23 protein-coding genes and 1 riboswitch are annotated in these 23,610 nt (G+C 47.4%); of the genes, 20 read left to right on the top strand and 3 right to left on the bottom strand.

The window, feature by feature from the left end; translation table 11 throughout:
- The first annotated feature begins 88 nt into the window (after positions 1-88).
- Genes CEF21_RS11210 through pyrE form a run of 8 tightly spaced genes read left to right on the top strand, consistent with a single transcriptional unit; the run spans position 89 to position 9,604 of the window.
- Positions 89-1,012 (top strand): aspartate carbamoyltransferase catalytic subunit, encoded by a 924-nt coding sequence (locus CEF21_RS11210; protein ID WP_123916367.1) that lies wholly within the window; start codon positions 89-91, stop codon positions 1,010-1,012.
- Positions 996-2,282 (top strand): dihydroorotase, encoded by a 1,287-nt coding sequence (locus tag CEF21_RS11215; RefSeq protein ID WP_123916369.1) that lies wholly within the window; start codon positions 996-998, stop codon positions 2,280-2,282. The genes CEF21_RS11210 and CEF21_RS11215 overlap by 17 nt, the downstream gene beginning before the upstream one ends.
- Positions 2,279-3,379, top strand: a complete 1,101-nt coding sequence (locus CEF21_RS11220; RefSeq protein WP_123916371.1) for a carbamoyl phosphate synthase small subunit — start codon at positions 2,279-2,281, stop codon at positions 3,377-3,379. The genes CEF21_RS11215 and CEF21_RS11220 overlap by 4 nt, the downstream gene beginning before the upstream one ends.
- The gene (carB, locus tag CEF21_RS11225) at positions 3,364-6,573 is read left to right on the top strand and encodes a carbamoyl-phosphate synthase large subunit (protein WP_123916373.1); all 3,210 of its coding nucleotides are present in this window, start codon (positions 3,364-3,366) and stop codon (positions 6,571-6,573) included. Before CEF21_RS11220 ends, carB begins: the two co-directional genes overlap by 16 nt.
- Positions 6,570-7,349, top strand: coding sequence for a dihydroorotate dehydrogenase electron transfer subunit (locus CEF21_RS11230; protein ID WP_123916375.1), 780 nt, complete (start codon positions 6,570-6,572; stop codon positions 7,347-7,349). The genes carB and CEF21_RS11230 overlap by 4 nt, the downstream gene beginning before the upstream one ends.
- Positions 7,343-8,278, top strand: coding sequence for a dihydroorotate dehydrogenase (locus CEF21_RS11235; protein WP_123916377.1), 936 nt, complete (start codon positions 7,343-7,345; stop codon positions 8,276-8,278). The genes CEF21_RS11230 and CEF21_RS11235 overlap by 7 nt, the downstream gene beginning before the upstream one ends.
- Positions 8,247-8,966: an orotidine-5'-phosphate decarboxylase gene (pyrF, locus tag CEF21_RS11240; protein ID WP_123916379.1), complete on the top strand. Its 720-nt coding sequence runs from the start codon at positions 8,247-8,249 to the stop codon at positions 8,964-8,966. The genes CEF21_RS11235 and pyrF overlap by 32 nt, the downstream gene beginning before the upstream one ends.
- Positions 8,963-9,604 (top strand): orotate phosphoribosyltransferase, encoded by a 642-nt coding sequence (gene pyrE / locus CEF21_RS11245; RefSeq protein WP_123916381.1) that lies wholly within the window; start codon positions 8,963-8,965, stop codon positions 9,602-9,604. Before pyrF ends, pyrE begins: the two co-directional genes overlap by 4 nt.
- 255 nt (positions 9,605-9,859) lie before the next feature.
- Here the strand turns inward: pyrE and CEF21_RS11250 are convergent, their stop codons facing one another.
- Both CEF21_RS11250 and CEF21_RS11255 read right to left on the bottom strand, forming a co-directional pair.
- Entirely contained in the window at positions 9,860-10,135 is a 276-nt protein-coding gene (locus CEF21_RS11250) for a hypothetical protein (RefSeq protein ID WP_123916383.1), read from the bottom strand.
- Complete coding sequence (locus CEF21_RS11255; RefSeq protein ID WP_164462168.1) at positions 10,132-10,806, bottom strand: adenine nucleotide alpha hydrolase; 675 nt, start codon at positions 10,804-10,806, stop codon at positions 10,132-10,134. The genes CEF21_RS11250 and CEF21_RS11255 overlap by 4 nt, the downstream gene beginning before the upstream one ends.
- A 164-nt stretch (positions 10,807-10,970) precedes the next feature.
- Positions 10,971-11,075, top strand: a riboswitch (SAM riboswitch).
- Positions 11,076-11,139: 64 nt separating this feature from the next.
- Between CEF21_RS11255 and CEF21_RS11260 the strand changes: the two genes are divergently transcribed.
- From CEF21_RS11260 to CEF21_RS11310, 11 genes are all read left to right on the top strand, one after another.
- Complete coding sequence (locus CEF21_RS11260) at positions 11,140-11,283, top strand: YezD family protein (RefSeq protein WP_123916387.1); 144 nt, start codon at positions 11,140-11,142, stop codon at positions 11,281-11,283.
- Positions 11,284-11,401: 118 nt separating this feature from the next.
- Positions 11,402-12,103, top strand: a complete 702-nt coding sequence (locus tag CEF21_RS11265) for a phosphoadenylyl-sulfate reductase (protein WP_123916389.1) — start codon at positions 11,402-11,404, stop codon at positions 12,101-12,103.
- A gap of 9 nt (positions 12,104-12,112) precedes the next feature.
- Positions 12,113-13,177 (top strand): sulfate permease, encoded by a 1,065-nt coding sequence (locus tag CEF21_RS11270; RefSeq protein ID WP_123916391.1) that lies wholly within the window; start codon positions 12,113-12,115, stop codon positions 13,175-13,177.
- Between the two features lie 41 nt (positions 13,178-13,218).
- A complete protein-coding gene (gene sat, locus CEF21_RS11275; protein ID WP_123916393.1) occupies positions 13,219-14,373 on the top strand; it encodes a sulfate adenylyltransferase in 1,155 nt (384 codons plus the stop codon).
- Positions 14,370-14,984 (top strand): adenylyl-sulfate kinase, encoded by a 615-nt coding sequence (cysC, locus tag CEF21_RS11280; protein ID WP_123916395.1) that lies wholly within the window; start codon positions 14,370-14,372, stop codon positions 14,982-14,984. The genes sat and cysC overlap by 4 nt, the downstream gene beginning before the upstream one ends.
- A gap of 61 nt (positions 14,985-15,045) precedes the next feature.
- Positions 15,046-15,822, top strand: coding sequence for a uroporphyrinogen-III C-methyltransferase (gene cobA / locus CEF21_RS11285; protein ID WP_241156856.1), 777 nt, complete (start codon positions 15,046-15,048; stop codon positions 15,820-15,822).
- A complete protein-coding gene (locus CEF21_RS11290) occupies positions 15,823-16,581 on the top strand; it encodes a sirohydrochlorin chelatase (RefSeq protein ID WP_123916399.1) in 759 nt (252 codons plus the stop codon).
- A gap of 1 nt (position 16,582) precedes the next feature.
- Positions 16,583-17,080, top strand: a complete 498-nt coding sequence (locus CEF21_RS11295) for a precorrin-2 dehydrogenase/sirohydrochlorin ferrochelatase family protein (protein ID WP_123916401.1) — start codon at positions 16,583-16,585, stop codon at positions 17,078-17,080.
- 306 nt (positions 17,081-17,386) lie between these two features.
- Positions 17,387-17,554 carry an FbpB family small basic protein gene (locus CEF21_RS11300; protein ID WP_123916403.1) on the top strand — a complete coding sequence of 56 codons (168 nt, stop codon included), beginning with the start codon at positions 17,387-17,389 and terminating at the stop codon, positions 17,552-17,554.
- 13 nt (positions 17,555-17,567) lie between these two features.
- Positions 17,568-17,963 carry a hypothetical protein gene (locus tag CEF21_RS11305; protein ID WP_123916405.1) on the top strand — a complete coding sequence of 132 codons (396 nt, stop codon included), beginning with the start codon at positions 17,568-17,570 and terminating at the stop codon, positions 17,961-17,963.
- 196 nt (positions 17,964-18,159) lie between these two features.
- Complete coding sequence (locus CEF21_RS11310) at positions 18,160-18,561, top strand: cytidine deaminase (RefSeq protein WP_123916407.1); 402 nt, start codon at positions 18,160-18,162, stop codon at positions 18,559-18,561.
- Between the two features lie 367 nt (positions 18,562-18,928).
- Here the strand turns inward: CEF21_RS11310 and CEF21_RS11315 are convergent, their stop codons facing one another.
- Positions 18,929-20,638 carry an Rqc2 family fibronectin-binding protein gene (locus CEF21_RS11315; protein WP_123916409.1) on the bottom strand — a complete coding sequence of 570 codons (1,710 nt, stop codon included), beginning with the start codon at positions 20,636-20,638 and terminating at the stop codon, positions 18,929-18,931.
- A gap of 237 nt (positions 20,639-20,875) precedes the next feature.
- Here CEF21_RS11315 and CEF21_RS11320 point away from each other — a divergent pair, with 237 nt between their 5' ends.
- Positions 20,876-23,548 carry a calcium-translocating P-type ATPase, SERCA-type gene (locus CEF21_RS11320; protein ID WP_123916411.1) on the top strand — a complete coding sequence of 891 codons (2,673 nt, stop codon included), beginning with the start codon at positions 20,876-20,878 and terminating at the stop codon, positions 23,546-23,548.
- Positions 23,549-23,610: the final 62 nt, after the last annotated feature.

Below are 23,610 nucleotides of genomic sequence, written 5' to 3' on the forward strand. Positions count from 1 at the left end.
GGATGGGCAAGAGAGCCCCTTCTGTTTTCACGCACCCTGAACCGGACTGGTCAGGGTGTTTTTTATTAGCCATAGGGAGGAATGAAGGATGAAGCATCTTCTTACGATGTCAGAGCTTGAAATAGAAGAAATCTTCCGGCTGATTTGCCGAGCGGAAAAGATGAAGGCGGGAGAAGTGCCGCTGCTTAACGAAAAGCCGCTTTTTGCAGCCAACTTGTTTTTTGAACCGAGCACACGGACACGCTTCAGTTTTGAAGTGGCAGAAAAAAAGCTTGGCCTCCATGTCCTCAACTTTCAAGCGGAAAGCTCCAGTGTGCAAAAGGGGGAAACGCTTTATGATACCGTCCGTACGTTAGAGGCGATCGGTGCCCATGCCGTCATCATCCGTCATCCTGAAGACCGGTACTTTGAAGAATTGAAGGATAAAGTGAACATTCCCATTTTGAATGCGGGGGATGGATGCGGACATCATCCTACCCAATCCCTGCTGGATCTCATGACCATTTATGAAGAGTTTGGCACATTCAAAGGCTTAACCGTCAGCATACATGGTGATATCAAACACAGCAGGGTGGCCCGCTCCAATGCTGAAACCCTTTCAAGGCTTGGGGCTGAGGTTCTGTTCTCCGGTCCCGATGAGTGGCAGGATCCCCTGAACCCCTATGGAGAGTATGTTCGTACAGATGAAGCAATAAGGAAGTCAGATGTCGTCATGCTGCTTCGGATCCAGCATGAAAGGCATACCGGAAACGAGCAGAAAACAAGCTCCTATCTGGAGCAGTTCGGCTTAACGCCTGAGCGGGAAGCAGCGATGAAGCAAGGTGCCATCATTATGCATCCTGCCCCTATTAACAGGGGAGTGGAGATCGAAAGCAGCCTGGTGGAGTGCAGCCGCTCCAGGATTTTCAAACAGATGGAAAACGGTGTGTATATCAGAATGGCCGTTCTTGCCAGAGCGCTTGAATCGAAAATGCTGAATAAAGGAGAGGATCATCATGTCTTACATACTTAAACAGGCAAACGTGCTGAATAGCGAGGGACGATTTCATATACAGGATGTGCTGGTGGAAGAGGGAAGGATTGCCGAAATCGCCGATTCCATTCAAAGGGACAGCGCTGAAATAATTGATGCATCCGGCAAGGTTGTATCAGCCGGCTTTGTTGACGTCCACGTCCACTTAAGAGAGCCCGGCGGAGAGCACAAAGAGACGATTAAAACAGGAACTCTTGCAGCAGCGAAAGGCGGCTTCACAACCATTGCGGCTATGCCGAATACAAGACCTGTTCCCGATCATAAAGAGCAGATGAACTGGCTGATGGAGAAAATCCGCACAGACGCTGCTGTAAGAGTGCTCCCTTATGCATCCATTACGGAACGGCAGGCCGGAAAAAAACGAACCAACTTTGCAGAGTTAAAAGAAGCAGGTGCTTTTGCCCTTACTGATGATGGGGTAGGTGTTCAGGAAGCCGGAATGATGCTTCTGGCAATGAAGGAAGCCGCAGCAGCCGGTTTGAGTATTGTCGCACACTGCGAAGATAACTCACTGATTAATAAAGGATCTGTTCACGAAGGAGCTTTTTCTGAGAAACATTTTCTGAACGGCATTCCATCCGTTTGTGAATCTGTACATATTGCAAGAGATATTTTGCTCGCTGAAGCTGCAGGGTGTCATTATCATGTGTGCCATATCAGCACGAAGGAATCCGTTCGGGCTGTGCGGGATGCAAAACGCGCCGGAATTAACGTGACAGCAGAAGTGACTCCCCATCATTTAATCCTCTGCGATGAGGACATTCCGGGTCTGGATCCAAACTTTAAGATGAATCCGCCTCTCAGGGGAAAAGAAGACCGAGAAGCTTTAATCGAAGGGCTTCTGGATGGAACAATTGACTTCATTGCGACAGACCATGCTCCGCATACAGCCGAAGAAAAAGCAGAAGGAATGAAGCTTGCGCCTTTTGGCATTACAGGGCTGGAAACGGCTTTCCCGCTTCTTTACACACATCTCGTGAAAACAGGAAAGGCAACCCTTGAACAGCTTCTGAACTGGCTGACAGTCAAGCCTGCAGAAATATTCGGATTGCCATATGGGACTCTTAAAGAGGGAGCGCCCGCAGATCTTGTCGTTCTTAATCTGTCAGAAGAAAAGAAAATCGATCCGCAAGAATTTGTATCTAAAGGGAAAAACACACCATTCGCAGGCTGGAGCTGTACAGGATGGCCGATCCTTACGATGGCAGAAGGAAAGATTGTATTTGATGAAAGGGGAGTTCGTGCATGAAACGAATGCTTGTGCTTGAGGACGGAACTGTATTTAACGGAACAGGGTTTGGAAGTGACCGGGAATCAATCGGAGAAATTGTTTTTAACACGGGAATGACCGGCTACCAGGAGATCCTCTCAGATCCTTCCTACTGCGGGCAAATCGTCACGCTGACCTACCCTCTGATCGGGAATTACGGGATCAACCGGGATGATTTTGAAACGATTACACCGTTTACCGGAGGACTCATTGTCAAAGAACATGCCGTACACCCTTCCAACTGGAGAAGTGAATATTCGCTGGATGAGTATTTGAAAATGAAAAACATTCCGGGACTTGCCGGCATTGATACGAGAAAACTGACTAGAATCATTCGGAGCCACGGGACGCTGAAAGGGGCGATCTGTTCAGGAGAGGCTGATCCAAATGCCATTTTAGAAAAATTAAGAGCCGTTCGTCTCCCAGTCAATCAGGTGGAGAGGGTATCCGCCAAAACGCCTTATGCAAGTCCTGGAAGAGGAAGAAGAGTCGTGCTTGTTGATTTCGGAATGAAGCACGGAATTCTCAGAGAGCTCAATAAAAGGCATTGTGATGTGGTGGTTGTCCCATTTAACACTACAGCCGATGAAATTCTTCAATTAAACCCGGATGGCATCATGCTTTCGAACGGTCCCGGAGATCCAAAGGATGTTCCGGAAGGCATTGAGATGATCAAAGGCGTGCTGGGCAAAGTGCCTCTCTTCGGAATATGCCTCGGCCACCAGCTTTTTGCTCTTGCCTGCGGAGCGGATACAGAAAAAATGAAATTCGGGCATCGTGGATCCAATCATCCAGTGAAGGATTTGCAGACAGGCAAAGTAGCCATCACCTCACAAAATCACGGCTATACAGTAAAAGAAGGAACGCTTGCGCAAACCCATTTAACGGTTACCCATATCGCGTTAAACGACCGGACCATTGAAGGCTTAAAACATGATCATGAGGCGGCCTTTACCGTTCAGTATCACCCGGAAGCATCCCCGGGACCTGAGGATGCAAATGGCTTGTTTGACCAATTCATGGACATCATTGAAACAGCAGGAAAGGGCGGGAGCAGACTATGCCAAAACGCGTAGACATCAAAAAAATATTAGTGATCGGATCTGGACCGATTGTCATTGGACAGGCAGCAGAATTTGACTATGCAGGCACACAGGCGTGCATTGCTTTAAAAGAAGAAGGCTATGAAGTGGTTCTGGTCAACTCCAATCCGGCAACCATTATGACAGACACCGAAATTGCAGATCAGGTATACATCGAACCGCTTACAGCTGAATTTGTCAGCAACATCATCCGCAAAGAAAGGCCGGATGCACTTGTGCCTACTCTCGGAGGACAAACGGGACTGAACCTTGCTGTGGAGCTTGCAGAGTCCGGTGTGCTGGAAGAGTGCGGTGTGGAAATACTCGGAACGAGTCTTGAAGCCATTCAGAAGGCTGAAGACCGTGATTTGTTCCGCAGACTGATGAATGAGCTGAATGAGCCGGTACCGGATAGTGAGATTATCCGTACTGTCGAAGAAGCTTTTGCTTTTGCCGCACAAATTGGCTACCCGATCATTGTTCGTCCGGCATTTACCCTCGGAGGAACAGGCGGGGGAATATGCAGCAATGAGGAAGAACTGGCCGAAATTGTTGCTTACGGCTTAAAAGCAAGTCCGGTGACACAATGTCTTTTGGAAAAAAGCATCGCAGGCTTCAAGGAAATTGAATATGAAGTAATGAGAGACAGCGGAGACCACGCCATTGTCGTCTGCAATATGGAGAACTTCGATCCGGTCGGTATCCATACCGGAGACAGCATCGTCGTGGCACCCTCCCAAACGCTCAGTGACCGTGAGTATCAGCTTTTGAGAAATGTATCCCTTAAAATTATCAGAGCCCTCGGGATTGAAGGAGGCTGCAATGTACAGCTGGCCATTGATCCTGAGAGTTTCCAATACTATATTATTGAAGTGAATCCAAGGGTGAGCCGCTCTTCCGCTCTTGCATCGAAAGCAACAGGCTATCCGATTGCCAAACTGGCAGCAAAAATCGCCGTCGGACTGACGCTGGATGAAATGATGAATCCGGTCACGGGCAAAACGTATGCATGCTTTGAGCCGGCACTTGATTACATTGTGACGAAAATACCCCGCTGGCCTTTTGATAAATTTGAATCAGCGAACCGCTGGCTCGGCACTCAAATGAAGGCGACGGGGGAGGTTATGGCGATTGGAAGAACGTTTGAAGAATCCCTTCTGAAAGCAGTCCGCTCCCTTGAAGCGGATGTGCATCACCTTGATTTAAAAAGAGCGGCACAACTTGACGATCTCCATATTGAAAAACGAATCCGCAGAGCAGGAGATGAGCGTCTCTTTTTCCTGGCAGAGGCCATCCGGAGGGGGATTTCAGCTGAAACCCTTCATGAATGGAGCCAAATCGATTTGTTCTTCCTTAATAAGCTCACCGGCATCATCGGGCTTGAAAAGCGGATTGCCAGCCATCCGTTTGATCTGGGAGTTCTCCATGAAGCAAAAAAAGCAGGGTTTTCGGACCAGGCAGTCGCTGAGCTCTGGTCATCGCAGGAAAGGGAAATCTATGAGTTCAGGAAACAATCAGGCTTAATGCCGGTGTATAAAATGGTCGATACATGTGCGGCAGAATTCGAGTCATCCACCCCTTATTTTTACGGAACGTATGAAGAAGAAAACGAATCCGCTGTTACCGCAAGAGAAAGTGTCCTTGTTCTTGGATCGGGTCCGATCCGGATTGGACAGGGTGTCGAGTTTGACTATGCGACGGTCCATTCTGTCTGGGCCATTAAGGAAGCCGGGTATGAGGCCATTATCATTAACAATAATCCGGAAACCGTCTCTACCGATTTCAGCATCTCGGATAAGCTTTACTTTGAGCCGCTGACGGCTGAAGATGTCATGCACGTTATCGAACTTGAGAAGCCGATTGGGGTCGTCGTTCAGTTTGGCGGCCAGACAGCGATTAACCTGGCAGATGAGCTTGCTGCCAGAGGAGTAAAAATTCTCGGTACATCCCTCGAGGATTTGGACCGGGCAGAAAACCGGGACAAATTCGAAAGGACGCTTCAGGCTTTGGGAATCCCTCAGCCGCTTGGAAAGACAGCTGTTTCCTCAAGGGAAGCCGCAGTGATTGCAAAAGACATCGGGTATCCAGTCCTTGTCCGGCCTTCCTATGTGCTTGGAGGAAGAGCGATGGAAATCGTCTACCGGGAGGAAGAACTGCTTCATTACATGGAAAATGCGGTGAAGGTGAACCCTGCGCACCCGGTTCTGATTGATAAGTATTTAACCGGCAAAGAGATCGAAGTGGACGCGATCGCAGACGGAGAAACGGTCGTAATCCCGGGAATCATGGAGCATATTGAAAGAGCCGGCGTCCATTCCGGAGATTCCATTGCCGTATATCCTCCGCAGACGCTATCGGAAGAATGCAAAAATAAAATTATGGAGTATACGATTGCTCTAGCAAAAGGGCTGAATATATCCGGGCTCCTGAACATTCAGTTTGTACTGTACAACAACGATGTTTTTGTACTGGAAGTCAATCCAAGATCAAGCCGCACGGTTCCATTCCTCAGCAAAATAACCGGTGTTCCGATGGCGAACCTCGCTGCGAAGGTCGTACTTGGGCAAAAATTGAAGGATATGGGATATGAAACGGGTCTTATAGAAGAAAAAAGCGGTGTGTACGTTAAGGTTCCGGTGTTCTCCTTTGCCAAGCTGAGAATGGTCGATATTACACTGGGCCCTGAAATGAAATCAACCGGTGAAGTGATGGGAAAAGATGCGACACTTGAAAAAGCTCTTTATAAAGGTCTGGTTGCTTCAGGCATCCAGATTCATAAATACGGATCGGTGCTGCTCACGGTCGCAGATAAAGATAAAACAGACGGGCTTGAGATCGCCAGACGATTTTACCGGATCGGCTACCAGATTCTTGCGACAAGCGGTACAGCAGATTATTTGAAGGAATTCGGAATTCCTGCAAAAGTGGTCAATAAAATCAGTGATCAGCCAAACCTGCTGGATGTGATCCGCAATGGGGAGGCCCAGTTTGTGATCAATACGCTTACGAGAGGGAAACAGCCTGCAAGAGACGGGTTCAAAATCCGCCGGGAATCGGTTGAAAACGGAGTGCCATGCCTCACATCTCTGGATACAGCAAGAGCGATTTTAAGAGTCTTGGAGTCGATGAGTTTTTCTACAGAAGCGATGCAGGAGCTGAACTCCAAACGGGAGGCTGTCCATTCATGATCGGAAAAGAAGAGATGCTTGTTGTTTCGCATGAGGAAATCGCCAAGGACATTTTTGAGCTCGTGCTCCAAGGTGAATTAACGGAACAAATGGAAGCGCCAGGGCAGTTTGTGCATGTAAAGGTTTCTGAAACAGCCATTCCTCTTCTGAGAAGGCCAATCAGCATTGCGCGGATTGACCGTGCTGACAAAACACTGACGCTCATTTACCGGAGAGGGGGAGAAGGGACAGCCCTTCTCTCCAGAAGAAATGAAGGTGAGCGGGTGGATCTCATCGGTCCACTTGGCAATGGATTTCCAGCAGACGAATCTGTTAAGGGGAAGAAAGTGCTTCTTGCCGGCGGAGGGATCGGGGTACCGCCTCTCTATGAACTTTCGCATCAGCTGAAAAACCTTGGAGCAGAGCCTGTACATGTGCTGGGGTTTGAAAACAAAGAGGCGGTGTTTTACGAAGCAGAGTTTGCCAGATTGGGCGAAACGTATTTTTCAACCGCTGATGGAAGTTTTGGAGTAAGGGGCTTCGTCACAGATGCCATCCGCGAGCATGGCCTCTCGTTTGACCGTCTGTATGCATGCGGTCCCACACCCATGCTGAAGGCGCTTGAAAATCTGTACTCCGATAAAGAAGTGTACCTGTCCCTTGAAGAACGGATGGGCTGCGGGATCGGCGCCTGTTTTGCCTGTGTCTGCCATGTACCCGGTGATGAGAAAGCCTATAAAAAGGTTTGCAGTGACGGTCCTGTGTTTAGAGCGGGAGAGGTGGTGCTTTCATGCTGAATATCACACTGCCGGGTTTAGAACTGAAAAATCCAGTGATGCCTGCTTCCGGCTGCTTTGGCTTCGGAAAAGAGTTTTCAAATCTTTATGACATAAGCAAGCTTGGAGCCGTTATGATCAAGGCTGCGACTCCTGAAGCAAGGTTTGGAAATGAAACACCCCGTGTGGCTGAAACGCCAGGCGGCATGCTGAACGCAATCGGCCTGCAGAACCCGGGTCTTTCGAGTGTCATAGAAGACGAACTTCCAAGGCTCGCATCCTTTCATGTACCAGTCATTGCGAATGTGGCAGGCTCGAGTGTAGAAGATTACGTCGAGGTTGCTGAACAGATCAGCAAAGCCCCCAATGTTGCGGCTCTTGAGCTGAACATTTCATGCCCCAATGTGAAAACAGGCGGTATTGCATTTGGGACAGATCCCCGTATGGCAGCCGATTTGACGAAGGCGGTCAAACACGTTTCCAGTGTACCGGTTTACGTTAAATTATCTCCAAATGTCACGAGCATTACAGAGATTGCGATTGCTGCAGAGCAGGCAGGGGCAGACGGTTTGACGATGATTAATACGCTCCTCGGGATGCGCCTTGATCTTAAGACGGGCAGACCGGTTCTCGCGAATAAAACAGGGGGGCTGTCCGGTCCTGCTATTAAGCCGGTTGCCATCCGTATGATTCATGAAGTCAGCAGGGCGGTTTCAATCCCCATCATTGGGATGGGAGGCGTTCAAAGTGCTGAGGATGTGCTGGAGTTCCTTTATGCGGGTGCGAGTGCGGTAGCGGTCGGAACGGCAAACTTCGTGAATCCGTTCATCTGTTCTGAAATCATTGATGCTCTGCCAGGCGTTCTGAAACAGTATGGATTCAGCCATATCCGGGAGTGTATAGGAAGGAGTCATGAGGATGTCCGCAAACCCGATTATCATCGCGCTTGATTTTAGCAGCAAAGCTGAAACAGCGGCCTTTTTGAAAAAAATGGGCCGGCAAAAACTGTTTGTAAAGACGGGAATGGAGCTTTTTTATAAAGAGGGTCCTGCCATCGTTGAATGGCTGAAATCAGAGGGACATGAGGTGTTCCTTGATTTGAAGCTTCATGATATCCCGAATACAGTGAACAAGGCCATGAAGGTACTCGCTTCACTTCAGCCGGATTTGATCAATGTTCATGCGGCCGGTGGCAGAGCGATGATGGAAGCGGCCGTTGAGGGACTGGAAGCAGGTACGCCCGCTGGCTTCAAACGTCCGCGTTTAATCGGTGTCACTCAGCTGACAAGTACATCGGATGAAATGCTTCATCATGAGCTTCTGATTACCAGGGAGATGGATGAAACGGTCATGCACTATGCAGGGAATGTGAAACGGGCCGGACTGGATGGAATTGTATGCAGTGTATGGGAATCAAACCGGGTCAAGGCTGCTTTTGGCGGAGAGTTCATCACCGTCACCCCGGGAATCCGGCTTGCCGGTGATGCAGCAGGAGATCAGAGCCGAATCGCCACACCTGAAAAAGCGAGAGCGGAACGCGTGACGCATATCGTGGCGGGCCGCAGCATCACGGAGAAGGAAGACCCGCTGAAAGCCTATCAGCAAATGCAAAAAAACTGGGAGGAAGTACATAGATGAAAGAACAAATTGCAGCATCCTTACTTGAAATCGGTGCAGTCACCCTGAAACCGAATGATCCCTTTACATGGTCGAGCGGTATGCTCTCTCCCATTTATTGCGATAATCGGCTAACATTATCTTATCCTGAGATTCGAAGCGGCATTGCAAAAGGGCTCGCCCGTCTAATCCAGTCAAGCTATCCGGATGCAACTTTGATTGCTGGAACAGCAACAGCGGGGATCGCTCATGCGGCGCTTGTGAGTGATATCCTCGGATTGCCAATGTGCTACGTGCGGGGAAGTGCAAAAGGGCACGGGAAAGGAAATATGATTGAAGGCTTAGCAGGAGAAGGCGACCGTGCTGTCGTGATTGAAGATCTGATTTCAACTGGCGGAAGCTCCATCCATACGGTCCAGGCATTAAGAGCTGCTGGAGCGGATGTGCTGGGGGTCGCTGCCATTTTCACATATGAGTTTGATCAAGCCGATCAAAACTTCAGCAAGGAACGGATTTCCTATCGGACACTGACCGATTATTCAACCCTTATTCAAATCGCAGAGCGGGAAAAACGAATTGAAAAAGACGATATAAATAAGCTGAAACTGTGGAGAAAAGAACCCTCATCTTTAAGCTGGAGAGAGGAATTTTCCAGGTAAGTGAATAGGGTGTGATGACAGGGGAAAGTCGATGAGCTATGTGATTTCCAGCGCGGAAAAGTCCGTTTACGGGGAGGTGTTCGAGTTTGCCTTTCCGGATAACGGCGCTGGAATTATATCCAATGGTTCTTTGGAAGGATGCTGAACAGGGCTAAGAATGTCTACATCTAATAGAATTATTGAAATAGATAAAGGGGCTTCACGCAGCCAGTCAGGTTCTAAAAAACCGGTCTTTATATGAATCTCCCTGCTTGTTCATAAGAACCAGATGAGAACGGATAGGGTGAATCCTGAGACGCCAATGAAGAAAAAACTCGCATGAAACCAATAGGCAAGCTGACGTTCCGGAAGCTTCTTTTCAAGAAGGTTCCAATACCACAATCCGGCAGCTGAGAATAACCGCAGCCCGCCGCTTGCGGTTATTTTCAATTCCTGCAGGGATTGTCTGCTCAAAGGAGCTGCGAAAGCATAAGAAAATCCTAAGGCAGATAGGATGAAGCCCACTAAGGCAAAAAACGCTTTACTGATCATGTCACCGGCTCCTTTAAAAATTCAAGTGAAGAAAAGGATGAACTGGACTGGTCCGGTTTGCGGAAAACAAAAGGAATGTCATGTTTGAAAATCGGACCTCCATATACAAAGGTATGAAATTCTCCGTTTTCTCCGCATGGGTCAGTGCCTGTGTGAACACTTTTCAAAAAAGAATCGTTATAAAGCCGGCCTAATTGGGAAAAAGGGACTTTGGATTCATCTATTCCGCTGATGATGGCTTTAAACCCATTCCGGATAAAATGTGAGGCAAGAGCTTCAGTTTCTTCTCCCCAAAGCGGAAAAACAGCCTTCACGCTATATTTGGATACAAGCTCTTCTCTAAAATATTTGATGTCTTCAAGAAATATGTCGCCGAATGCTGCGGCCTCTGCGCGATTTTCTTTCATGGATTTTAGAAAGTCTCCCATGCTATCCTCATATTCCTTATTAGAGGGTGCTGGAGGAAGGGGGATAAAATCAATGGGCAAATTCAGGCTTGCAGCCTGTTCTGCAAGCAAATGGACCGGGATGCCATGAAAAGGGACCAGTCCCGCCTCCTTATTAATGGAGGTGAATAAACCGGACACTTCATATTCAGGGTCTTGTAAAAGCTTTGCAAGCATGAGTGTACTGTCTTTTCCTCCGCTCCAGGAAACCATGATTTTTTTCAATGTACGCCACCTCTTCATTTAATTGTATATCATCTTCAAAAAAAAATCTAAATCCTAGTAAAGGGCGAAAATATGCGGTTTTGATGAAATTTTATAAAACCTACCCGTTAACTCGGGTTGACAATCGTTCGAATTGTGCTAAAATTTGAAATCAATGACACATATACTTATCAAGAGAGGTGGAGGGACCTGGCCCTGTGAAACCCGGCAACCTGCATAAAGCAAGGTGCTAAATCCAGCAAAATGGGGACCATTTTGGGAGATAAGGGGAATACACCTCACAAGTCTTTCTAAATGGAAGACTTTTTATTTTTGGATTGGGAGGGGCTGTCCGTGGGGGAGCAAGATCAGCTGGATGAAGTAATCGGAACATTAAAGGAAATGCTTCAAGCGATGAGGTATGGTTCCATCACCCTGGTTGTCCAGGATGGGAAGATCATTCAGCTTGAGAAAAATGAAAAAGTACGCCTGAAATAAAAATGGCCGTAGCGCTGACTAGACAAACTAGAGGCGGGGACAGCTTGCACACGTTTGTTTCGTGCTGCAGCTATTCCCGCCTTTTTGTGCTGATAGCATATAGGAGAGGTGGAGACCCATGCTGACATTTGAAAATTGGACGGATTCAGCTCCGGAATTTGAAGATGAGGACAAAGTGACAGAAGCGCTGAATGTTTTAAAGTGGGCTTATGCTCATTATGAGGAAGAGCTGGTTTATGCATGCAGCTTCGGGATAGAAGGAATCGTTCTCATTGAACTCATTTCAAGAGTAAAAAAAGATGCACGAATCGTTTTTCTGGACACCGAGCTTCATTTTAAAGAAACATATGACCTGATCGAACGGGTAAAAGCCCGTTATCCGGATTTGAATATTCTGTTGAAAAAACCGTCTCTCACGGTAGCAGAGCAGGCCGCTGAATATGGGGATGAGCTTTGGAAAACGAATCCGAACGAATGCTGCAGAATCCGCAAAGTTCTCCCGCTCAGAGAAGTGATGAGCGGAGAAAAAGCGTGGATTTCGGGACTGAGAAGAGAGCAGTCCCCTTCGAGAAAAGATACTCAGTTCTTAAATAAAGATGACAAATTTAAAAACATTAAGATTTGCCCGCTCATCCACTGGACATGGAAAGACGTCTGGAGATTTGCCCACAAAAATGATTTGGATTATAACGTTCTTCATGATCAAGGGTATCCAAGCATCGGATGCGAGCCTTGCACCCAGCCTGCCATCGATGTGAATGATGCGAGATCGGGACGATGGAACGGCACGCAGAAGACAGAATGCGGACTGCACGGGTGAGGCGGCTGGATGCTTGAGGCTGCTGCAGTATTGCTCAGTTTGTTTTTCGCTATGAATATAGGGGCAAGCGGGGCAGCTGCGTCTATGGGTGTAGCTTACGGATCGGGTGCCATTAACCGGAAGGTGGCCGCTCTTATTCTTTGCGGAATCGGGGTCATTCTTGGAGCGGTCCTTGGCGGGGGAGAAGTTGTTAAAACAATCAGTTCCGGGATTATTCCAAAGTCATTGATTTCAATCGACATTGTGCTTGTCATTATCGGATCGGCTGCCATCTCGCTATTTATGGCTAATTTGATGGGGATTCCGCTGTCCACCAGTGAAGTAACAGTTGGGGCGGTTATCGGAGTAGGGGTTGCGTTTCATGCTCTGTATATCCAATCGATTCTGGTCATCATGATGTTTTGGGTCCTGATCCCTATTGTGGCCTTCCTGATTACTTACTTCTTGTGCAAAGCGGCAAAGCCTCTCTTTTCTAAGCTCGAAACAAAGCGCGGAAAGCTATTAATCTACCTTTTAATTGCAGCGGGCTTTTTTGAGGCTTTTTCCGCAGGAATGAATAATGTGGCCAATGCAGTGGGGCCTCTGGTTGCGGCCAGTGTGATCACTGTGAATCAAGGAGTATGGATGGGCGGTCTTTTCGTGGCGGCAGGAGCCATTTTGCTTGGAGGCCGTGTGCTTGAGACGAACGGGAAGAAAATTACGAACTTATCTAAAACAGAGGGCATTGTCATTTCAAGTACCGGAGCTCTTCTTGTCATTTTAAGCTCGCTGTTTGGACTGCCTGTCCCTCTTACCCAAGTGACATCCACTTCGATTATGTCTGCAGGGGCTGCTAAAAGCGGAGCGATTGTTTTTCAAAGGGGAATTGTAAAAAAGATCGTCAAGGTGTGGATTGTCTCTCCGCTCGTCAGCCTTGCCATTTCATATGTTTTGGTCAAAGTGTTCATTCAATCTGACTTTTATTCTACTTTTTCAGTGATTGCTGTTATGGCGGCTACACTTGGAGTGCTGTCATTGATGAAGGCGATTCAAAAAGAAAAACGCTCTGTCCATGAAAACGGCGGAGGAATTTAGCTGTCAGACCAAGTAATTTAATTGAAATAGGAGGAATGAAAATGAGTTTAGCACCGCATGGAGGAAAACTGATTCAGCGTATTGATCTTGGGAAAAGCCTTGAAGGAATGGAGAAATCGATAGAAATCGATGCGATGGCATTGAGTGACCTTGAGCTCATTGCCATCGGAGGCTACAGCCCGCTTAGCGGATTTTTATCAGAAAAAGAGTATCAGAGTGTTGTTGAAAAGATGAGACTGTCTGATGGAACGGTTTGGTCGATACCGGTCACTCTTCCCATCTCGAATGGGCAGGCCTCATCACTTAAATCGGGGGATAAAGCCAAGCTGGTTTACGGCGGGACAGACTACGGCTTTATCGAGATTGGCGAAATCTACAAGCCGGACAAAGAAAAAGAGGCAATTCATGTCTACAGAACAGCGGACCGGAATCACCCGGGTGTTCAAAAACTCTTTTCCAGAGGAGACCTCTATGTAAGCGGAGCCGTGACACTCACAAAAAGAACGGTTCCGGATTTTCCAGAACATTACTTTGATCCTTCTGAAACACGATCCGCATTTGCCCAAAAAGGCTGGAAAACAATCGTCGGATTCCAGACGCGGAACCCGGTTCACCGGGCACATGAATACATTCAGAAAACCGCTCTTGAAACGGTAGACGGACTGTTTTTGAACCCCCTTGTCGGTGAGACAAAATCGGATGATATTTCAGCTGCGATCCGGATGAAAAGCTATGGAGTGCTTTTAGATGAATATTATCCAAAGGACAGGGTGTTTCTTGGCGTTTTTCCTGCGGCTATGAGGTATGCAGGTCCAAGAGAAGCGATTTTTCATGCGATCGTACGGAAAAATTATGGCTGCACCCATTTTATCGTCGGCCGTGATCATGCGGGCGTAGGAGATTATTATGGAACGTATGATGCACAGTATATTTTTGACGAATTTGCACCAGAAGAGATTGGCATCACCCCTCTCCGGTTTGAACACAGCTTTTACTGCAGCAAATGCGAAGGGATGGCTACGACAAAATCGTGTCCGCATGATGCGGAATACAGGGTTATATTATCCGGTACGAAGGTGAGGCAGATGCTTCGGAAAGGAGAGGTTCCTCCGAGCACATTCAGCAGACCGGAAGTCATCAAGGTGCTGATTGAGGGCATGAAAGAAAAACAGGCAGAAACGGAGGAAGTAAGATGACAAGGTCTTCGAACGTGACATGGCATGAGCAGTCCATTACAAAGCAAGAAAGAAGAGAACGGAATGGCCATCACAGCTTCGTCGTGTGGCTGACAGGGCTTTCCGGATCCGGTAAATCGACCATTGCCAATGAATTGGCTTATCAGCTTTATAAAGATGGGGTTCAGGTCTATGTACTGGATGGGGATAACGTCCGCCACGGCTTAAATGGGGACCTCGGTTTTTCAGATGATGACCGCCGCGAGAACATCCGGAGAATCGGAGAGGTAGCCAAGCTGTTTACCGATGCCGGAAGTGTGGTCATTACAGCATTTATCTCCCCGTTTAAAGAGGACCGGAGCCAGGTCAGAGAGCTTCTTGATGCGGATGAATTCATTGAGGTTTTTGCCGATTGCCCATTAGACCAATGCGAAGCGAGAGATCCGAAAGGCTTATATAAGAAGGCGAGAAACGGTGAAATTAAAGGTTTTACAGGAATCGATTCTCCTTATGAAACACCTGATCATCCGGAAGTTGTTTTGAACAGCGGAGAATATAATCCGGCCGAATGCGCCGGGCAGATCCTTCATTATTTAAAAGAGCGGAAGCTGATAAAAGGAAAAGATTCATAAGGTTGGTTCCATCTAAGGAAAAGCAGCCCCTTGTCATGTATAATAATTCAAGGGAGGGATGATGATGTCAAAGGTTTACCTCGTGGGAGCGGGCCCCGGAGACCCGGATTTAATTACAGTAAAAGGGCTGAAATGCATCCAGGAGGCCGATACAATCCTTTATGACCGGCTCGTGAATAAAGAATTGCTAGAACATGCTAAAGAAGGGGCTGACCTCATATACTGCGGAAAGCTCCCTGATTATCATACGATGAAACAGGATACCATTAACCGGTTTCTTGTGAAATATGCCAAAAAAGGACATGTCGTGACACGGCTGAAAGGCGGGGATCCATTTGTGTTCGGCCGCGGCGGTGAAGAGGCGGAAGCTCTTGTCCAAAATGGCATCGAATTCGAAGTGGTGCCCGGCATTACATCCGGGATTGCGGCGGCGGCTTATGCGGGAATTCCTGTCACTCACCGAGAGGCAAGCGGAAGTGTTGCCTTTGTTACAGGCCACCGCAAAGAAGGGGACGATGACAGCGGCCGCTGGAAAAGCCTGGCTAAAGGTGTGGATACCCTTGCCATATACATGGGGATCAGCCAGCTTCCTTACATACAGGAGCAGCTTTTATTACACGGAAAACCGGCAGCCACTCCGGCTGCTGTCATTCACTGGGGGACAGTCCGTGATCAGAAAACGGTCACAGGGACGCTTGCGGATATTCATAAGGCTGTTGAACGAAACGGCGTGACAAACCCCAGTATGATTATTATCGGAGAGGTAGTAAAGTACCGGGAGCAGCTGAAGTGGTTTAATGAAGATTGTGTACCTTCAGAAGTAAGCGAGGCGCTGTAGATGAAAAAGGCTGTATTATATATATGCCATGGAAGCCGTGTTAAGAAAGCCCGTGAAGAAGCACTTGAGTTTATTTCAAAATCTAAACGATCAGTGGATGCCCCGATTCAGGAAATCTGTTTTCTGGAGCTCGCAGAACCGGATATAAAAACAGGATTTGAAACGTGCGTTGCCAAAGGCGCAGACTCGATTGCTGTTATACCGGTCCTGCTGCTGACAGCCGCTCATGCTAAGAGTGACATACCGGAGGAGCTGGAAAGCGTGATGAAGGAACATCCTTCCGTTTCCGTCTCTTATGGCGATCCGATTGGAGTTCAGGGGGAAATGGCGGAGGCGGTTCTCGAGGGAATGAGGCCTCTTCCCGCTCATGAAGATGCGCGGGTTCTGCTTGTTGGCAGAGGAAGCTCCGATCCGGATGTAAAGCGGGATTTAGGGCTGATCGCAAAAGGAATTGAGCAGAGAACAGAGGGTTTGAACGTGTCTGTCTGCTATTTGACGGCTGCTGAGCCTTCTTTTTCTGAGGTCCTGAACGGAATCAATCAGTTTCCGGAAAAAAGGGTGTATATCGTTCCTTATTTACTCTTTACCGGTCTCTTAATGAATGGGATTGAAAAAGAAATCAGCCTGGTAAAAACGGATAAAATCCTCACCCTCTGCTCTTATGTGGGTTTCTCCAGGCATACCGAAAAGGCTTTTACAAAAAGAGTCCGGGAAGCACTGGGCAAGCTCTCTTCTTCATCATTAGAAGGGGCCGTCTGATATGCTGCCTCTTATGATCAATTTCACAAATAAACCCGTCCTCATAGCAGGCGGGGGAAAAATCGCCTGCCGCAGACTGATGGTTTTACTTGATGAGCAGGCTGACATTACGGTTGTGAGCCCTGCGGCGGTAGATGAAATTCAAGAACTGTCTGAAGCCGGGAGAATCCAGTGGATTAAACGGAAAGTAAAAAAGGAAGACTTGGAAGGCCGCTTTCTGATTATCGCCGCAACGGATGACAGGGCAGCGAACAGAAGGATTGCCGAGGAGGCGGACCCTCTGCAGCTGATCAATATTGCAGATGAAGCGAAGGACGGGAATACGGAGGTTCCAATGCGTGCCTCTAAAGGAAGACTGACCATTGCGGTATCCACAAATGGGGCAAGCCCCGGGATGGCGAAGGACATCTGTTCACAGTTAATAAACAGTATTGAAGAAGGACAGATCCGTGAATTGGATGAGCACTATGAGGAAAGAGAGCGCCGGAAGGGCCGTTAAAAGGGATGGTGCTTGCGGCTGTCTTCTATGGTTGACAAATATCACAGAATACTATATCATAGGATTATAAGTTCATGAGAACTCCAAAGGGGAGTAGCAGTTCAATAAAGTCGTCATTACGGGACCCTAATCCCCGGCTTTATTGGCAACTTACAGTTGTTTGCGAGACCTTTGCCAAATTTTTGGTGAAGGCATTTTTGTTTTAGGGCGCTTTTACCAAAAGGTAAAGGCGCCCTTTTTGGTTTTCGATGAGGCTTTTTCGGACGATTTTGATAGAGCCTGACGAAAGAGAGGAGAGATTGAAGCTTGAGAAAACCAGTAAGATACTCAATGGAAGAATTTATTCGCCGGAATAAACAGGAACTGAAGGACAGTGCTGAACTGATGGAGAAGCTTGAAGAACGAATTGAAAACCGGTACACAGTTATCTATCCGCCAGAGAAGAAGACAAACAATAATACGATTAACCGATAGGAGAAGATGAAACATGATGAAAAAACTAATTGCGGCCATAACAGCAAGTGCCCTGCTTTTTACGCCAGTGGCGAACATCATCCCGGATCACGGGATTAAAACGGTGGAGGCAAAGGGATTTAAAAAGAGCGGAGGATTTGGGAGCCGGTCTTCCATCTTAGATAAGAAGCCTCAGAGCAAATATAATAACAGCACGAAATCATCAGTTTCGAAACAGAAAAACCGGTCACTGATGAAAGGTCTGATTGCAGGCGGGCTTGCGGGACTCCTGTTCGGAAGCTTGCTTGGCCAGCTGGGGATTTTCGGTTCAATCCTGGGATTTCTTATTAACCTAATCGGGATCTTTATCCTGATTTATGCAGTAAGGAAGATTTTTAAGCTGATTCGGCGCAGAAGCGCTCATTCGTAAAGAAAACTTTGAATAACCAGAAAGGTGAATTTGGGCACGCTCAAATTCACCTTTTTTATTATTGGGAGTAAGTCCGACCGATCAAAAAGTGCCATACATTAGGATAGAACAGGCCATTCCCTTCATACGGACTCCAATCAGCTTTAGATTATGTTAAAGTGGAAAGGATGTTGAACTAATTGTAAGGGGAATGAACATGTCGATTGAACAGAATCTCTATCTGGCAGCAATCAATTTAATTAAAACTAGGTATCCTTCCGGGTGGGGAGGAGCGGCAGCTATGTATACGGAAGATGGTCAAATTTTAACAAGTGTTTCACCTGAAGTGATCAACGCGGCAACTGAATTATGTATGGAAACAGGTGCCATTCTTGAAGCGCACAAACTGAATACAAAGGTCACTCATGCTATTTGTGTTGCAAGAGAGGATGAAAGTGCTGAATTTACTGTTTTAACTCCGTGTGGTGTATGCCAGGAGAGACTGTTCTACTGGGGAGAAAAAGTAAAAGCGGCTGTTACGAATGCAAATGGAAGCTTGGAATATAAAACGTTACAGGAAATACAGCCCTATCATTGGCATAAAGCATATGAGAAATAATCGCGAATATGGCAGTGGAAGATAAAAAACGATGAGGCTGGGACAAAACTAAAATTGTTGTCCTCAAGCCGAATATTACTTTTGAAAAAGCACTGTTAAACTAGGCTGTTGATTGCAGCCAGCAGTCGTTCGCATATCCTTGGGCGGGCTCTAAGCAGGAGTCTCACGGCTTCCGCTCCAATCAACAGGTGTGAAAAATCAACAACATGCTTTATCATGGCCTTTGAAAAAAGCATGAAAATCAATAAAAACGAACGATTAAGAAGCTCTATACCTGAGTTTCAAATAATCGTTCGTTTTTTTAAATAGCCTGAAACCTTTTGTCCCAGCCTCGGGTATATTTACTGAGGATGCAAATGTTTGTTTTTTATTCCTTTAAACGCTTAACCAAATCCGGGTCCGGCGTGACAAAAACCGTCTGCTGATGATCGTATATGACAAAACCGGGCTTAGAACCGCTCGGTTTTTTGACGTGTCTTACGAGAGTGAAATCCACCGGTACGGAGCCAGAGCTTCTCGCCTTGCTGAAATAAGCAGCAATATTTGCGGCCTCAAGGATCGTGTCTTCGGATGGAGTTCTTGATTTAATGACCACATGGGAGCCGGGGATATCCTTCGTATGGAGCCACACATCGTCCCTCGCTGCCACACGGTTAGTCAAATATTCATTTTGTTTATTGTTTTTTCCTACAAGGATCTGGATGCCGTCCGTAGAATGGTACTGCTCTAAAACAGGAAGGACGGTTTTCGCCTTCTTCCCTTTTTTCAGTGCTTTTTTCTTCATGTAGCCGCCATCCTGCAATTCTTCCCTGATCTCTTCCAAATCTCTTGGAGAGGCCGATTCAATTTGCTGCAGCAAATTATCCAGATAGCGGATTTCTTCGTCAGCGAGTTTAAGCTGCTCTTCGATATGATTCACTGATTTTTTTGCCTTCTGGTATTTAATAAAATAGCTCTGTGCATTTTCTGACGGCGTTTTTTGCGGACTCAGCTGAATGGAGACAGTCGATTCGTTTTCATCATAATAATTGATGACTTCCGCCTGTTTGTCGCCGCGCTGAATAGAATACAGATTGGCTGTGAGCAATTCTCCGTACAGCTGATATTTTTCAGCATCTTCTGCATCAAGGAGCGATTTGTGGAGCTTTTTGATCTTTGATTTGTTTTTCTTTAATTCGTTTTGAAGAAAACGTTCGAGATCATTTCCCTGCTGTTTAACCCGGTCCCGGTCCGCTTTGCCGAAATAGTACCGGTCCAGCAGTCCGCTGAGTGAAGAGAACGTCTTGCGTTCACCTTTTAAGTGGGTCAGATCGGTTAAATAAAAGGCATCTTTATCATTTCCCGTGATCATCACCGGTGTCCAGTCTCCATGCTGCAGGCTGCTTAAGGTCTCTATAAATGCTTTTGGTACAGTCACTCTGTTTGCCATCCCGGCCCGCTCCGTAATTTCGCGGGCAAGAAGAGGGGAAATCCCTGCAAAATGCTGGACGATCTGCTTATCGAGTCTGCCTGCAAAGAAATCAAGCTTCTTTACCACATCTTCCTCTGTCAATCCGAAAGGAGATATCTTCTCCTGGGCAGGAGGAAAAATGTATTCATGGCCCGGCAGAACGGTACGGTAGCTGTTGACGGCCGGGGGAAGATGTTTGATGCTGTCGAGAATCACACGGGTCTCTGAATCAAGAAGCACCATGTTGCTGTGGCGTCCCATAATCTCCACAATCAATTCTTTATACGTCACGTCCCCGAGTTCATTGCGGCCTTTGACATGGAAAATAATAATCCGTTCCATATCCTTCTGTTCAATCCGCTCAATGATGCTTCCTTCCAGATGCTTGCGCAAAAGCATGCAGAACATCGGCGGGGAACTTGGGTTTTCATAGCTTTCATTCGTCAGGTGAATCCGTGCATAGCTTGGATGGGCTGAAACGAGTAATTTATAGTTCGCACCGCCTGAGCGCACCTGCAGAATCAGTTCATTTTTATAGGGCTGATAAATCTTTGAAATTCTGCCGCTCTCCAATTTTTCCTGGAGCTCCTTCGTCATGGCATATGTAAAAATTCCGTCAAACGACATATCCTTCACCTGCTCTGTTTCAAAAAGTTTAAGAGGACCAACCTCTGTTTAAAGGGGGAAAATTCTATTCTCTCATTATTATAGCTTGGAAAGCCAGCAACTTTCACTATTAATGATCGGATTTCCTTAGATTCTGAAGCAGCATCTCTTTCTGTCATCTTTCCCGGCTTGTCTGAATAGGATGGAGGTAGACAAGGGCTTGACCAATTTGGAGAGCAAGGGGTGCATAGGCAGATCATGAAATGGCATGAGATGGAGATTCAGGATGTGGCAGAGTCCGTCAACACCGACCGGGAGACGGGCCTTTCTGACAGAGAGGTACATACCCGGTATGGGAAGTTTGGCTACAATGAGCTGCAGGAGGCGGAAAAAACCTCAGCGCTATTGCTGTTTTTGGGTCAGTTTAAGGATTTTATGGTGCTGGTTCTTCTGGGAGCCACCATTATATCAGCTTTTCTTGGCGAATATATAGACGCTGTAGCGATTGTCGCAATTGTCCTCATGAATGGAATATTGGGTTTCTTTCAGGAAAGACGGGCAGAAAAATCGCTGGAGGCACTGAAACAGCTCTCCGCCCCCATGGTCAGCTGTCTGAGAGACGGGGATTGGGTAAGGCTGCCATCCAGAGAACTAGTCCCCGGGGATATTATTAAATTTACGGCAGGGGACAGGATTGGAGCCGATTTACGGTTATTGTCCGTAAAAAGTCTCGAAATTGAGGAATCAGCCTTGACTGGTGAATCTGTTCCGGTGCAAAAATCGCCGGAAGCTCTTCAATTGAAGGAAGCGGGGCTCGGCGATTTGGCTAATATGGCATTCATGGGCACCCTTGTAACCCGCGGGAGCGGGATTGGAATGGTGGTCGCCACTGGAATGAAGACCGCAATGGGACAAATTGCCGGGCTTCTGCAGTCAGCAGAAAGCCTGGATACGCCTCTGCAGAAGCGTCTTGAGCAGCTTGGGAAAATTCTTATAGCCGTTGCGCTTATGTTAACGGCTCTCGTTGTAGGGACGGGCGTTATCCAGGGGCACAGTCTGTATGCGATGTTCCTTGCAGGTGTTTCCCTTGCTGTCGCCGCTATTCCGGAAGGGCTTCCGGCCATCGTAACCGTCGCTTTATCTTTAGGGGTGCAGCGGATGATTAAGCAAAAATCAATTGTCCGCAAGCTGCCGGCTGTCGAAACACTTGGCTGTGCCTCCGTGATCTGTTCAGATAAGACCGGGACGATGACCCAAAATAAAATGACCGTAACGGATATTTGGTCTGGCGGAAAGAATTGGAAAGTTTCAGGAACGGGATTTGATGTCAGGGGTGAGTTTCTGTTCAAGGATCGAACAGTCACTCCAAGAGATGACAAGGCGCTGCATCAGATTTTAACGTTCGGAATGCTTTGCAATACCGCTGAGCTGATTCTTAACGAAGAGGAAAAAAGAATTGACGGGGATCCAACTGAAGGAGCCCTCCTGATCGCAGCGATGAAAGCAGGGTTGTCAAGAGAGTCGCTCGGGAAAAAATTTAAAATCATTGAGGAGTTTCCGTTCGATTCGTCGAGGAAAATGATGAGTGTAGTCGCCGAAGATTCTTCGGGCAAACGGTTTGTCGTTACTAAAGGAGCTCCGGATGTCCTGCTGCATTTATCCGGACAGGTTTTGTGGGAAAACCGTCAGCAGCATATGTCCTCTCAATACGTACAGCGCATCAAAGAATCCATAGAAAATATGGCTTCGAAGGCGCTTCGCACGATTGCCATTGCGTATAAGCCCATCAGCCATGGAAGAGCCGTCAAACAGGACGAGGCCGAAAAAGATCTTGTTTTTGTCGGCCTGCAGGGCATGATTGACCCGCCGAGGCCTGAGGTGAAGCAGGCGATTAAAGAATGCCGGGCAGCAGGCATCAAAACGGTGATGATCACAGGGGACCACGTCATTACCGCGAGAGCCATCGCCAGGCAGCTCGATTTGCTTCCGGCTAACGGAAAGGTGATGGAAGGAGCTGAGCTGAACAAGCTTTCTGATGAAGATCTCGAAAAAACAGTCGAAGATGTCTATGTTTTTGCGAGAGTATCGCCTGAGCACAAGCTGAAAATCGTGAAAGCACTTCAAAACCGGGGACATATTGTCGCCATGACCGGCGACGGTGTAAATGATGCACCCGCCATCAAAGCGGCAGATATCGGCATATCCATGGGGATCACCGGAACGGATGTTGCAAAAGAAGCGTCATCCCTCATCCTGGCAGATGATAATTTTGCGACCATCAAGTCAGCCATTCGGGAAGGGCGAAATATTTATGAAAACATCCGGAAGTTTATCCGCTATCTTCTTGCCTCCAATGTAGGGGAAATTCTGGTCATGCTCTTTGCCATGCTGCTTGCTCTGCCGCTGCCGCTGGTTCCTATTCAAATCCTTTGGGTGAATCTTGTAACGGACGGGCTGCCTGCGATGGCACTCGGTCTTGATCAGCCGGAAGGCAACCTGATGAGCCGGAAGCCGCGTCATCCGAAAGAAGGCGTATTTGCAAGAAGCCTTGGATGGAAGGTGATTTCAAGGGGCTTTCTGATTGGAGCCGCGACCCTGGCTGCGTTTATGTTTATTTATAACAGGGATCCGGAAAATCTCGCCTATGCCCAGACGGTTGCTTTCTCGACCCTTGTCATGGCACAGCTGATCCATGTTTTTGACTGCCGGAGCGAGAAATCAATCTTCGACCGCAACCCTTTTGAGAATCTGTATCTGCTCGGCGCGGTGGCTTCATCGATCCTGCTGATGCTTGTGGTGATCTATTATCCGCCGCTGCAGCCGATATTTAAAACGGTCCCGGTTGTCCCGAGAGACTGGATTCTGATTATGGGAATGGCCTCACTCCCTACATTTTTGCTGGCAGGTTCACTTTTAACAAGAAAATCATGACCTGTTATGGTATAATTCTCAAGGTAATAGCCGCGACTATTACCTTTTTATTTTTTCGTTTG

Origin of the sequence: Bacillus sp. FJAT-42376 (assembly GCF_003816055.1) — a bacterium.
Taxonomy (GTDB): Bacteria; Bacillota; Bacilli; order Bacillales; family Bacillaceae; genus Metabacillus_B.

Coding starts and splice junctions, on each gene's coding strand:
- CEF21_RS11295 (WP_123916401.1), top strand. CDS start 16,583: ATGCTGCCTCTTATGATCAATTTCACAAATAAACCCGTCCTCATAGCA.
- CEF21_RS11320 (WP_123916411.1), top strand. CDS start 20,876: ATGAAATGGCATGAGATGGAGATTCAGGATGTGGCAGAGTCCGTCAAC.
- CEF21_RS11305 (WP_123916405.1), top strand. CDS start 17,568: ATGATGAAAAAACTAATTGCGGCCATAACAGCAAGTGCCCTGCTTTTT.
- CEF21_RS11215 (WP_123916369.1), top strand. CDS start 996: ATGTCTTACATACTTAAACAGGCAAACGTGCTGAATAGCGAGGGACGA.
- CEF21_RS11230 (WP_123916375.1), top strand. CDS start 6,570: ATGATCGGAAAAGAAGAGATGCTTGTTGTTTCGCATGAGGAAATCGCC.
- sat (WP_123916393.1), top strand. CDS start 13,219: ATGAGTTTAGCACCGCATGGAGGAAAACTGATTCAGCGTATTGATCTT.
- CEF21_RS11235 (WP_123916377.1), top strand. CDS start 7,343: ATGCTGAATATCACACTGCCGGGTTTAGAACTGAAAAATCCAGTGATG.
- CEF21_RS11290 (WP_123916399.1), top strand. CDS start 15,823: ATGAAAAAGGCTGTATTATATATATGCCATGGAAGCCGTGTTAAGAAA.
- pyrE (WP_123916381.1), top strand. CDS start 8,963: ATGAAAGAACAAATTGCAGCATCCTTACTTGAAATCGGTGCAGTCACC.
- CEF21_RS11265 (WP_123916389.1), top strand. CDS start 11,402: ATGCTGACATTTGAAAATTGGACGGATTCAGCTCCGGAATTTGAAGAT.
- cysC (WP_123916395.1), top strand. CDS start 14,370: ATGACAAGGTCTTCGAACGTGACATGGCATGAGCAGTCCATTACAAAG.
- CEF21_RS11250 (WP_123916383.1), bottom strand. CDS start 10,135: ATGATCAGTAAAGCGTTTTTTGCCTTAGTGGGCTTCATCCTATCTGCC.
- CEF21_RS11210 (WP_123916367.1), top strand. CDS start 89: ATGAAGCATCTTCTTACGATGTCAGAGCTTGAAATAGAAGAAATCTTC.
- CEF21_RS11310 (WP_123916407.1), top strand. CDS start 18,160: ATGTCGATTGAACAGAATCTCTATCTGGCAGCAATCAATTTAATTAAA.
- pyrF (WP_123916379.1), top strand. CDS start 8,247: ATGTCCGCAAACCCGATTATCATCGCGCTTGATTTTAGCAGCAAAGCT.
- carB (WP_123916373.1), top strand. CDS start 3,364: ATGCCAAAACGCGTAGACATCAAAAAAATATTAGTGATCGGATCTGGA.
- CEF21_RS11270 (WP_123916391.1), top strand. CDS start 12,113: ATGCTTGAGGCTGCTGCAGTATTGCTCAGTTTGTTTTTCGCTATGAAT.
- CEF21_RS11315 (WP_123916409.1), bottom strand. CDS start 20,638: ATGTCGTTTGACGGAATTTTTACATATGCCATGACGAAGGAGCTCCAG.
- CEF21_RS11220 (WP_123916371.1), top strand. CDS start 2,279: ATGAAACGAATGCTTGTGCTTGAGGACGGAACTGTATTTAACGGAACA.
- cobA (WP_241156856.1), top strand. CDS start 15,046: ATGATGTCAAAGGTTTACCTCGTGGGAGCGGGCCCCGGAGACCCGGAT.